The sequence below is a fragment of the Campylobacter sp. genome, assembly GCF_030528245.1.
Classification (GTDB): domain Bacteria; phylum Campylobacterota; class Campylobacteria; order Campylobacterales; family Campylobacteraceae; genus Campylobacter_D.
Map to the genome: position 1 here is coordinate 18,275 of NZ_JAUMZG010000018.1, position 12,303 is coordinate 30,577.

The 12,303-nt window shown below is 42.2% G+C and carries 8 protein-coding genes; 7 read left to right on the forward strand and 1 reads right to left on the reverse strand.

The annotated features are described in order from the left end of the window. Positions 1-6 precede the first annotated feature (6 nt). Positions 7-1,065 carry a 23S rRNA (adenine(2503)-C(2))-methyltransferase RlmN gene (gene rlmN, locus Q4A73_RS04570; protein WP_303206259.1) on the forward strand — a complete coding sequence of 353 codons (1,059 nt, stop codon included), beginning with the start codon at positions 7-9 and terminating at the stop codon, positions 1,063-1,065. Between the two features lie 521 nt (positions 1,066-1,586). Here the strand turns inward: rlmN and Q4A73_RS04575 are convergent. Next, positions 1,587-2,480, reverse strand: a complete 894-nt coding sequence (locus Q4A73_RS04575; RefSeq protein WP_303206260.1) for an RluA family pseudouridine synthase — start codon at positions 2,478-2,480, stop codon at positions 1,587-1,589. A gap of 82 nt (positions 2,481-2,562) precedes the next feature. Between Q4A73_RS04575 and purB the strand changes: the two genes are divergently transcribed. The 6 genes from purB (at position 2,563) to infC (ending at position 11,723) form a co-directional block, all read left to right on the forward strand. Next, on the forward strand, positions 2,563-3,891 hold the full coding sequence (purB, locus tag Q4A73_RS04580) for an adenylosuccinate lyase (protein WP_303206261.1): 1,329 nt from the start codon (positions 2,563-2,565) through the stop codon (positions 3,889-3,891). A gap of 20 nt (positions 3,892-3,911) precedes the next feature. Continuing rightward, positions 3,912-6,281, forward strand: a complete 2,370-nt coding sequence (locus Q4A73_RS04585) for a ribonucleoside-diphosphate reductase subunit alpha (RefSeq protein WP_303206262.1) — start codon at positions 3,912-3,914, stop codon at positions 6,279-6,281. Next, positions 6,281-7,078, forward strand: a complete 798-nt coding sequence (locus Q4A73_RS04590; protein WP_303206263.1) for an undecaprenyl-diphosphate phosphatase — start codon at positions 6,281-6,283, stop codon at positions 7,076-7,078. The genes Q4A73_RS04585 and Q4A73_RS04590 overlap by 1 nt, the downstream gene beginning before the upstream one ends. Before the next feature lie 98 nt (positions 7,079-7,176). Beyond that, entirely contained in the window at positions 7,177-9,348 is a 2,172-nt protein-coding gene (locus tag Q4A73_RS04595; protein ID WP_303206264.1) for a flagellin hook IN motif-containing protein, read from the forward strand. A gap of 48 nt (positions 9,349-9,396) precedes the next feature. Next, on the forward strand, positions 9,397-11,208 hold the full coding sequence (thrS, locus tag Q4A73_RS04600; protein WP_303206265.1) for a threonine--tRNA ligase: 1,812 nt from the start codon (positions 9,397-9,399) through the stop codon (positions 11,206-11,208). Next, positions 11,205-11,723 (forward strand): translation initiation factor IF-3, encoded by a 519-nt coding sequence (gene infC, locus Q4A73_RS04605; protein ID WP_303206266.1) that lies wholly within the window; start codon positions 11,205-11,207, stop codon positions 11,721-11,723. The genes thrS and infC overlap by 4 nt, the downstream gene beginning before the upstream one ends. Positions 11,724-12,303 lie beyond the last annotated feature (580 nt).

The following is a 12,303-nucleotide window of genomic DNA, read 5'->3' on the forward strand; positions in this document are numbered from 1 at the left end:
ATTTATGTGAAAAAACTTGTTGATATTTTAGATTTGTTACCTGAAGAGCTTGAAGAAAAAATTAAGCCTATGTTTCGTGTGAAACAAATTTATCAATGGATTTATCAAAAATATGTTGATGATTTTTTTCAAATGTCAAGTTTGCCCAAATCTTTGCGAAAAAATTTGGCTAAAACCTATCATTTTTCCCCGCTAAAATGCATAAAATTTGAGCAAAGCAAAGACAAAAGTGTGAAATACCTCTTTGAGCTTGAGGATGGCTTAAAAATAGAATCTGTGCTTTTACCGATGAAAGAAGAAAAATTTGATGCTCGGGGTAAGCGGATTTCATACGCTAAATATACTATTTGTGTTTCCTCTCAGGTGGGCTGCAAAAGTGGGTGTAGCTTTTGTCTCACGGCTAAGGGCGGCTTGAAGCGTGATTTAAGTGCGGGAGAGATTGTGGGGCAGATTTTGTGGATAAAAAAACATCATCAAATTCCTTATGAACGCCGTGTAAATATCGTATATATGGGTATGGGAGAACCTTTGGACAATCTCAAAAATGTTGCTAAGGCTGTGAAAATTCTCTCTCAAAATGAAGGTCTTGCCATCAGTCCTCGCAGGCAAACTATCAGCACTAGCGGACTTGCAAAGCAGATAAAGGAGCTCGGTGAAATGAATTTGGGCGTTTTGCTTGCTATTTCTTTGCATGCGGTCAATGATGCGCTGAGAAGTGAGCTAATGCCCATTAATAAAGCTTATAATATCGCTTCTATCATGCAGGCGGTGCGAGAATTTCCTATTGATACGCGCAAAAGAGTGATGTTTGAATACCTTTTAATTGATGGGATAAACGATAAAATTGAACATGCAAAAGAGCTTGTGAAATTGCTTAATGGTATTAATGCTAAGGTGAATTTGATTTTATTCAATCCTCATCAAGATAGTCTCTATAGGCGACCTAGTTTCGAAAATGCTTTAAAATTTCAAGATTTGCTCAGTAACAAGGGCGTAATTTGCACTATAAGAGAGAGTAGAGGGCTTGATATTTCGGCAGCTTGCGGACAGCTTAAAGAGAAGTAAGAGTTTATGAGTGTTTTGGATATAGGGGAAATTGTTTTTATTTTTATTGTGGTTGGAGTGGGGATTTTTAGCATAATTCGTATTTTAAAAAAGGAAAATGACGAATAAAAATGATTTATTTCAAAAATATAGTCAAATATTTCGCGATGTTTTTCATTTTTGAAAAAAGAGGGCATAGAATTTTTAAAAATGTTTTTTGTATTTATATGGTAGACAAGATATTTTTTAAGGTTTGTTTCGAACAATATCGAATTAAAAATTTTTACTCAAAGAATAAAATTACTTTTTAAATAATATGGATCGTTAGTATCATGCGAAAAAATTTATGAACATAATAGTAAGTGGGGGAAATTATAGAGCGAAACTATTTTAAATGTTAAACATTTGTGTATGTTTTGATGATTTTGGAGAATCTCAAAAATAAATTTGTAGTTTTTATCCATATCATCTTATATCATCAGGATATTTTGGAACAATGAATAAGATTTTAAAGCTTAGAAAAATATTAAACATTTTGTCGATCATACATTTTCAAATTTAAACCTAGAAAATATATCAAAATGACTTTTTTTGTAGGTAAAATTTAAGCGATAAGAATGCAACATTAGTCTTTTGGCTCCTGTAAGTTCTATTCTTGCCCTTTCACTGATTTTTTTATCTAAAATTTGCTCGATTTGAGTTTTTTTTAAGCCATATAAGGGCTCTCCCAAAATTTTATGTTTCATATGAAACAAGTGCAAACGCAATTGGTGCTGTCTGCCGGTTAGAGGCTTACAAAGCACCAAACTTGCATCAAGTTTTGGATAAAATTTCAACCTCTTAAATTCACTCACCGTTCTTTTACCATCGACACAAATTTGCATTCTTGTTTTTACATCATCATAATTTTTTGTCAAACTAGTAGCCAAATCAACTTGAAATTCTTCAGCACAACAACCCTCAATCATCGCCAAATACTCCTTTTGAACCCGTCTTTTTTCAAACATTTTTTTCAATTCTGTTTGAGAATTTTTATTTTTCGCTACAAGTATAAGCCCGCTCGTTTCTTTATCCAAGCGATGGACTACGCAAGCTTTTTCACCCCACAAGTGCCAAATTTCATCACACAAACTATACTCACAATGTCTCCCATTAGGATGGCTTAGCACCCCGCTTGGTTTTTCAAGCACGGCAAAATCTTCATTCTCAAAGACAATTTCAACGCCTCTAGGATTATTTTTATAAATGACAAGTTCCACCAGTCCTTTTAAATTTTCATTCTTTTTTTCTACCAATTTTCCTTCACAAAAAAGTCTTTTTTTATCAATGAGTTTTTGTGCCTCACTCATGGAAATTTTTAAGTTTTGCATTAACACGACAAAAGCCTTTTTTTCGGCATTTGCTAAAAATTCTAGTTTAAGTTTTTCATAAGACATTTTTACTCTTTTTTAATACTTTTTTGACTATCATTCTGCCCTTTTAATTTTTGAAAATTATAGCAAATTGAGGTTTTGAAGTATGGTTCAAAGATACAGTCGTGAACCCATGTCTGAAAAATGGAATTTAGAGGCCAAGTATAATGCCTGGCTTAGGGTTGAGTTGGCTGCGGTTAGGGCTTGGAATAAGTTGGGACTCATTGGTGATGATGATTGTGAAAAAATTCAAAAAAACGCCCAATTTGATATCGCAAGAATCGACGCGATAGAGAAAGAAACAAAGCACGATGTGATAGCCTTTTTGACAAGTGTTAGCGAGAGCTTGGGTGAGGAGAGTCGCTTTGTGCATTATGCGATGACGAGTTCTGATTGCATCGACACGGCTATGGCCTTGCAGATAAAGGAGAGCTTGGAATTGATTTTAGATGATGTGGATGGGCTTTTGAGGGCGATTGAAAAAAGAGCCAAAGAGCATAAAAATACCCTCATGGTCGGTAGAAGTCATGGGATTCATGGCGAACCCATAACTTTTGGCTTGGTGATGGCCGTTTGGTTTGATGCCATTAAAAATGCCAAAAAGCTTTTAGGCCAAGCCAAGGAAGTCATTAGCTACGGCAAAATCAGTGGAGCTATGGGAAATTTTGCTCATGCTCCGTTGGAATTTGAAGAGGAAATTTGTAAAGATTTGGGACTAAAACCCGCCCCCGTGTCCAATCAAATCATCCAAAGGGATCGCTATGCGCAGGTGATTTCAGCTCTTGCTGTTTTGGCGGCAAGCTGCGAGCAAATCGCCGTAGCAATAAGGCATTTGCAACGCACCGAAGTGTATGAGGCCGAGGAGTATTTTAGCGAGGGACAAAAGGGGAGTTCAGCCATGCCCCACAAGCGCAATCCCATCTTGAGCGAAAACATCACCGGGCTTTGCAGGGTGCTGCGCTCTTTCGTTACTCCAGCGCTTGAAAATGTAGCCCTATGGCACGAAAGGGACATCAGCCATTCCAGTGTGGAGCGTTTCATTTTGCCCGATGCTTTCATCACGAGCGATTTTATGCTTGCTAGACTGACTGGTCTGATAGAAAATTTGCTCGTTTATCCCAAAAATATGATGAAAAATTTAAACGCAACTGGCGGACTCGTCTTTTCGGGGAGGGTGCTTTTGGAGCTTCCTTTTAGGGGGATTAGCCGCGAGAATGCTTACAAAATCGTTCAAAGAAATGCGATGAAGGTTTGGCAAGACTTACAAGCGGGCAAGGCCGCGCTCAATGAAAGGGGCGAGAGCTTGTTTTTGCTAGCCCTGCTTGATGATGGGGATTTGAGGCAGGGCCTGAGCGAGGAGGACATTCGCAAATGCTTTGATTATGGTTATTACACGAAGAATGTCGATGCAATTTTTGCAAGGGTATTTGTATAATTTTTGAAAGGTAAATTTTTATGAAAGTGATCAAAAGAAACGGACGCACCGAAGAGCTCGATATTTCTAAAATCAAAAAATGCACCTCCGATGCGGTGAGGAATTTGGAGGGCGTGAATTTGAGCGAGTTGGAGCTTGATGCAAAGATACAGTTTCGAGATGGCATTAGCACGGAGGAAATTCAGCAGACTTTGATCAAGACCGCTGTGGATAAGATCGATATAGATTGTCCAAACTGGACCTTTGTGGCGGCGCGACTTTTTTTGTTTGATCTTTATAAAAAAGTCAACGGCATGAATCGCTACAACCATCTGCGCGAGTATTTTGAAAGAGGTGAAAAAGAGGGAAGAATTTTACTAGGCTTAAAAGAAAAATACGACCTTGACGAGCTTGATGCCTACATCAGGCCCGAGCGCGATATGCAATTCACCTATCTTGGCATCAAAACTCTTTACGACAGATACCTCATCAAGGATAGCAAGGCAAGGCCCATAGAGCTACCCCAGCAAATGTTTATGGCGATTGCGATGTTTTTGGCGCAAAATGAATTCAATTCCACAGAGTGGGCAAAAAAATTTTACGATTTGATTTCTAAGTTTGAGGTGATGCCAGCCACGCCGACCCTTTCCAATGCCCGCACCACAAGGCATCAGTTAAGTTCTTGCTACATTGGTAGCACCGCGGACAATATCGAGGGAATTTTTGACAGCTACAAAGAAATGGCCTTGCTTTCTAAATTTGGCGGCGGCATAGGCTGGGATTGGTCCAAGGTGCGTGCTATGGGAGGAAGCATTGATGGGCATAAAAATGCTGCGGGAGGCATTATCCCCTTTCTTAAAATCACCAACGACATCGCCGTGGCGGTGGATCAGCTTGGCACAAGAAAGGGCGCGATTGCGGTTTATATTGAGCCTTGGCATATGGATATTAATGATTTTATCGATTTGCGTAAGAATTCTGGCGAGGAGAGGCGCCGGGCGCATGAGCTTTTTCCTGCCTTGTGGGTCAATGATATTTTTATGAAAAGAGTGAAAGCGAATGACAGATGGACCCTTTTTGACCCGGCTGATACGCCTGATTTGTGCGATTTATACGGCGAAGCTTTTGAAAAGCGTTATGAGGAGTATGAAAAAGATGAGAGCGTGATTAAAGAAATCATTGATGCTAAAGAATTGTGGAAAAAAATACTTTTGAATTATTTTGAAACGGGACTGCCTTTTTTATGCTTCAAAGATACGGCAAACAGAGCTAATCCAAATTCCCACACGGGCATCATTAGGAGCTCAAATTTATGCACGGAAATTTTTCAAAACACAGAGCCTAATTATTATCAAATCAAGGTCCTTTTTGAAAATGGCGAGGAGCTTTACTTTGACGAGGAGGAGAGGGTTGTTGTCGATGGGGGTCATGAAAAGGCAGCGAAAAAAATTTCCACTTTAGATAGCATCGAGGGCAAGAAGGTCTATATTGTGGAAAAATCTAAAAAAGACGGCAAAACCGCCGTTTGCAACCTCGCTAGCATCAATCTTAGCAAGGTGCATACCAAAGAGGACATTGCTAGGGTCGTTCCTGTGGCTATTAGGATGCTTGATAATGTAATCGATTTGAATTTTTACCCCCACAAAAAGGTCAAGGATACCAATCTCAAATCCCGCTCCATAGGGCTTGGCGTGATGGGTGAGGCTCAGATGCTTGCTGAGGCTAAGATTTTCTGGGGCAGTGATGCGCACTTGCAAAAGATCGATGAGATTATGGAATTTATTAGCTTTGAAGCGATCAGGGCGAGTTCAAATTTGGCTTTGGAGAAGGGGGCCTATCCGGATTTTGAGGGCTCCAAATGGAGCGAGGGAATTTTTCCCATCGATGTGGCGAGTGAAGGGGCCAAGGCCTTGACGCTACGCGATGGACTTTTTAATCAAAGCGAGTGCGATTGGGACAGACTTAGAGAAAAGGTCAAAAAAGATGGGATGCGCAATGGCTATTTGATGGCGATAGCGCCCACCTCGAGCATCTCCATACTTGTGGGCACGACCCAAACGATCGAGCCTGTGTATAAACGCAAGTGGTTTGAGCAGAATTTGAGCGGGATGATACCCGTCGTTGTGCCCAATTTAAATCTTGAAAATTTTCAGTATTACACCCCTGCCTACGAGCTTGATCAAAAAATTCTCATCAAGGCCGCCGCCGTGCGTGCCAAGTGGATAGATCAGGGTCAAAGTCTCAATATCTTCTTATCGCTCGATAAGGCAAGCGGGGGCTATCTCAATGAAATTTACTGCCTCGCCCACGAGCTCGGGGTGAAGTCGACCTATTATCTAAGGAGCGAAAGCCCCGATAGCGAAAGGGTCAATGTCGCCGATAGAAGCGTGGAGTGCGAGGGCTGCCAGTAGTGGAAATTTTTAATGCCTTGGTGCTTGGTATCATTGAGGGGCTGACGGAATTTTTGCCCGTCTCCTCCACAGGGCATATGATTTTGGGTGCGGGGATTTTGGGCGTTAGGATTGATGAATTTTGGAAAAGCTTCATCATCATCATCCAGCTGGGCTCGATTTTAGCTGTGCTTTTTGTCTTTTGGCGGCGGCTTTTGCAGGGCTTTGAGCTTTGGCTTAAGCTCGCTGTGGGTTTTTTCCCCACAGGCCTCATAGGACTTTTTGTGGCCAAGCATTTGGAGCTTTTGTTTAATGGCTATGTTGTCGTCTTCATGCTGGTGCTGGGGGGGGTGGTTTTTATCGTCATTGAGCTTTCGCATCGGAGCAGGGCGTATGCGGTGAATTCTTTGGACGAGCTGAGTTTCAAGCAGGCTTTTTGCATAGGGCTTTTTCAGTCCTTGGCTATGATTCCGGGCACTTCAAGAAGCGGAGCGAGTATCATAGGGGGGCTTGTTTTGGGGCTCAGTCGCAAGGTAGCGACCGAATTTAGCTTTTTGCTCGCCGTGCCTACGATGCTCATCGCCACGGCGTATAGCGTCTATAAAGAGCCCAGTATTTTTTCCCACGCGTCCTCTTTTGTGCCGCTGCTTGTGGGTTTTGGGACGGCTTTTGTGGTGGCCGTTTTTGTGATTAAATTTTTCCTCAAATTCATAGCGAGATTTGACTTCATCCCCTTTGGGATTTACCGCATTTTCTTAGGCTTGGTGTTTTTCTATCTTTATTATTTTGAAATCTTAAACCCGGGCGAGAATTTTTAAATTTTTCAAAAATTTCCTCAAAAAACTAAAAAACAAAAAAAAAAAAAAAACGATATAGACCCGCATAAGAAATTTCTTAAGGATAAAGCTTTATAGCTATGAGGGTTACAAATATCGCGGCACTCAATGCCCACACCAGAGTCCGGCAAAATTCCAGTTCTTTGCGGGAGTCCTTGCAGCGCCTATCTTCTGGCTATCGCATCAACTCCGCCAAGGACGACGCCTCATCGAGCGCCATCAGCTCACAGCTACGCTCCTCTGCCAACGCACTCAGTCAGGCTAAGGATAATGCCAGCGATGCAAAGGCCATGTTTCAAATCGCCGATAAGGCCATGGATGAGCAGATAAAAATCATAGAGCGCATCAAAGTCAAAGCCACTCAAGCAGCCCAAGACGGGCAGAGCGCGAAGACGAGAAAGATGATACAAGCGGACATCAACCGCCTCATTGGCGCGTATGATAATATCGCCAATACGACCTCCTACAACGGCATGCAGCTTTTAAGCGGGGGCTTTGTGAATAAAAAATTCCAAATCGGCTCCCAATCCAACCAAGTCGTCCAAGCCTCCATCGGCTCAACCCAGTCCTCCAAGGTCGGCAATACGCGCTTTGAAACGGGGGCGAATATCGTGGCGGGCAATTACGGCACTATTGATGTCTCACTGCATTCCATTTTCAACAACAAAATTTATACCTTCGCTGGGGTTCAAATCGGCACGGAGTTGAATTCTGGCTTGGGCGATTTGGTAACGCGTATCAACAACGCCTACAATAAAACGGGGATTCGAGCGAGCTATGATGTGCGCACCATAGGCACGGCGAGCATCACGGCGGGTAAGACGGGGGCGGACTTTAGCATCAATGGATGCCTCATCGGTGAGATTGCCGTTGAAAATAATGACCGCAACGGCGCTCTCGTGCAAGCTATTAATGCTGTTAAAACTACCACAGGTGTGGAGGCGGCTATCAATGCTTTTGGGAATTTAGAACTGCGTTCAACGGATGGCAGGGGGATAGTCCTAAAGGATAGCAGCAATGGTTTTTTTGGTCTGGCTCATTTGAGAAGCGGGCAGAGCATCCAGGCAAAACTGGAGGCCTTTAGGCCCATCACGGCTGCGGGCGTGAGCATCAATGGCGAAAACATCCCCGCCTCCGCTACCCCCGAGGCGCTTGTATCCAATGTCAATGCCCTCACTGATAAAACTGGGGTCGCAGCAAAGATAGAAAATGGTTTGATCATTTTTATGAGTCTGGATCCCACTAAAAGGCTTGATATGAGTGGGAATCAGGTCAAGCCCAATCTTGACATCCCCCTGACGACGGTGCGAGGCGACTGGGTGCCTAAGACAAATTTTATCACGCGCCCAGCCATACCCGGACATCCAGAATACAACGGCATAGCCATACAGGTGCAAAAGGTCGGCAGTACCAATAAAATTTACACCGAAAGGACCATTTTGGAGGGGAAGGCGGATGGGAAATATTTTTTGCAAGACATTGTCGATTGCTTCAACAAAGATAGCTGGAAAACGGGCATCACGGCCTTCGTCGAGGATAGGCCAGATGATCCCACCCAGCAAAGAATTTGCTTCACCATGCCAGATGATGTGGAGATGATTACAGGCATGAGTACGCACAATTATCCCGCTGGCATGGGAGGGCCACCCGGAGGGGCAACAGACTTTGGTTTTGGCGGTAGCACGGCAAGAAGGGCCGATGGGGCGAAGCTTACTTCTTTCAATGAAAATTTTGGAAGGCTCCAGTTTCGTGGCTCTGGGGCTAATGATATTCGCGTGGGAGTGGATTATAAAGGTATGGATATGAATGCGCTCCTGGGGATGGATACCACCATGGCGGGCTTTGCTCAGGAGAATGTGTCCTTGCGTGAGATGATGGGGCCTATGAGCTTGGAGCAGGAGGAGGCGCTGGGCTTTTTTGCGTCTATTTTTGATAGGGACATTGATGGGCGGGAGAGTTTGAGCCTCAAAAAGGCCATGGCGCTGATGGATGTGAGTGAAAATTCTTTGACGAATTTGAGCACCCTTAGGGCGGACTTGGGTAGCGTGCAGCAACAGCTTGATGCCACCATCAATAACATCGTCGCGACAGAGCTTGCGCTGCGATCGGCCAATTCTTTGCTTAAGGATGCTGATTTTGCCGCTGAGAGTGCGAATTTTTCCAGGTCCCAAATAATGGTGCAAGCCTCCACCGCCATGCTTTACCAAGCCAACATAGCCAAGCAAAAACGCATCCTGTCGCTTTTAGTTTAAATTAAGTTTAAAAAACTAAAATCAGCCCATTTTTTCACAAGGAGCTAAATGGATAGAGAATGTATCGCTTACAAAACAAAAGACCTCATTACAGACACTCAAAGCACAATCCAAACCGATGATTCAACTCCCATTTATTTTGACAACTCCAAAGAAAGCTTAGAGGTGATCAGGCACTCCTGTGCGCATTTAATGGCGCAGGCGATTAAGGCCCTTTATCCTGAGGCGAAATTTTTTGTAGGTCCTGTGATAGAAGATGGCTTTTATTATGATTTTCGTGTGAGCTCAAAGCTTGGCGAAGAAGATTTAGTAAGAATAGAAAAAAAGATGAAAGAATTTGCTGAGGCAAAACTTGAAATTCAAAAATACAGCCTTGGCAAAAAAGAAGCCTTAGAAAAATTTAAAGATGATGACTTGAAACAAGAGGTTTTGGCAAAAATCCCAAGCGATGAGGTCAGCATTTATAAGCAGGGGGAATTTGAGGACCTGTGTCGTGGTCCGCACGCTCCCAATACGAAATTTTTGCGTTTTTTTAAACTCACGCGCGTGGCGGGGGCTTACCTTGGAGGCGATGAAAAAAGAGAAATGCTCACCAGAATTTACGGCACAGCTTTTGCGGATAAAGAGAGCTTGAAAGAGCATTTGCACATCATCGAAGAGGCCAAAAAAAGAGACCATAGAAAGCTAGGGGCGGAGCTTAAGCTTTTTAGCTTTGATGAGCAAATTGGAGGCGGTTTGCCTTTGTGGCTAAGTAATGGGGCTAGGCTTCGCTCAAAACTGGAGCATTTGCTTTATAAAATTCATCGTTTGCGTGGCTATGAGCCTGTAAGAGGACCTGAGCTTTTGAAGGCGGAGGCGTGGAAGATTAGCGGGCATTATGCAAACTATAAAGAAAATATGTATTTTACGCACATTGACGAGCAAGAATACGGCATTAAGCCGATGAATTGCGTGGGGCATATTAAAATTTATCAAAGCGAGGTGAGGAGCTACCGCGATTTGCCTTTGAAATTTTTTGAGTATGGGGTGGTGCATAGACACGAAAAAAGCGGGGTTTTACACGGGCTTTTTAGAGTGAGAGAATTTACCCAAGATGATGCGCATATTTTTTGTATGCCAAGCCAGATTAAAGAACAAGTGCTTGAAATTCTAGCCTTTGTAGAGCATTTAATGAAGCTTTTTGATTTTAGTTATGAAATGGAAATTTCAACTAAGCCTGAAAAAGCTATAGGCGATGATACGATTTGGGAGGTGGCAACAAGGGCTTTAAAAGAGGCTTTGGACGAGCAGGGCTTAAAATATGGCATAGATGAGGGTGGCGGGGCTTTTTATGGTCCTAAGATAGACATTAAAATCACAGACGCGCTAAAGCGTAAATGGCAGTGCGGGACGATACAGGTGGATTTTAATTTGCCAGAACGCTTTGAGTTAGAATATACCTCAAGCAAAAATTCTAAAGAACGCCCCGTGATGCTCCACCGTGCTATTTTAGGCTCTTTTGAGAGGTTTATAGGAATTTTAACTGAGCATTGTGCGGGAGAATTTCCTTTTTTCATCGCTCCTGTGCAAGTGGGCTTAGTGCCAATTAGTGAGGTGCATTTAGCTTACGCTAAGGGCATACAAAAAACGCTTTTGGAACTTGGTGTGGATAGTGAAATTTATGATAAAAACGAAAGCTTGAGTAAGAAAATTCGCAACGCTGAAAAGCAAAAATTACCGATGATTTTAGTTTTGGGCGATGAGGAGCTGTCAAATAGGGCTGTGGCTTTGAGGGATAGGCGGGCTAAGGAGCAAAAAAGTCTTAGCCTTGAGGAATTTATGACTTTGGTGAAGGAGAAAATGAATGAGGTTGCGTTTTGAGTAGGGAAAAAGATGTTTTACTCAATGATGAGATTAGGGCGGATGAGCTTCGCTGCGTGGGTGATGATGGTAAAGTTTATGGGATTATCGGTGCGGACGAGGCTTTAGAGATAGCGAATCGCTTGGGGCTTGACTTGGTTTTGATCGCTCCTGATGCCAAGCCACCTGTGGCAAAAATTATGGATTATGGGAAATTCCGCTACCAGCAAGAAAAAAAGCAAAAAGAGGCGAAAAAAAAGCAAAAAGTCATCGATGTGAAAGAAATCAAGCTTTCTGTGAAAATCGCACAAAATGACATTAACTACAAGGTCAAGCACGCTTTGGAATTTTTAGAGCAGGGCAAACATGTGAAATTTCGCGTTTTTTTAAAAGGGCGTGAAATGTCAAACCCTGAAGTGGGCGTGGCTTTGCTTGAAAAAATTTGGCAAAGCATTGAAAATAAAGCAACTCGCGATAAAGAGCCACTTTTTGAGGGGCGTTATGTCAATATGCTCGTGATGCCGAGAAGAGGCTGAGATTAATGTTTAAAGATTTTGAGTCGTTAAAAATATTTGGCGACTTAAACGATGAGGGATCACTTTGTCAATTCTAACGACAAATGCACCTCTATGGATTGCGTGAAAAAGATGCTCGATTTTTTACCTTTTGAATTTTGAAAAAAGATGAGAGATTTAAAAATTTTAGATTTTTGTTGTGAGAATGAAAATTAGACGTGAACGACACTTATAAAGCAGCATAAATTTTTCCTAATATTTCATTTTGTTTCAGCATAAAACTAAGTCCGAATATCTTTCTTTGTAGAACTATTTGAAACACGCCTTGCAGGGGGCCGATTGATTTCAAGTTTATTGCTTGGATTATTGGGGTTGCAAATAGCGTAAAATCACAAGCAAACTGCTTGATATTTTTACATCAGGCCATAACTAAATTTAAACAAAAAATATTTTTCTACATTGGTATCATTTTGTATGGCTATCGCTTAAACTTTAATTTTATATTTTGCTACAAAATTATCATGGATGCTCTCATATAAAATCATCACCCCCATCAGTCCCGTGGATGCGGCTAAAATTGGTATCAAAATAGCCGTTATGG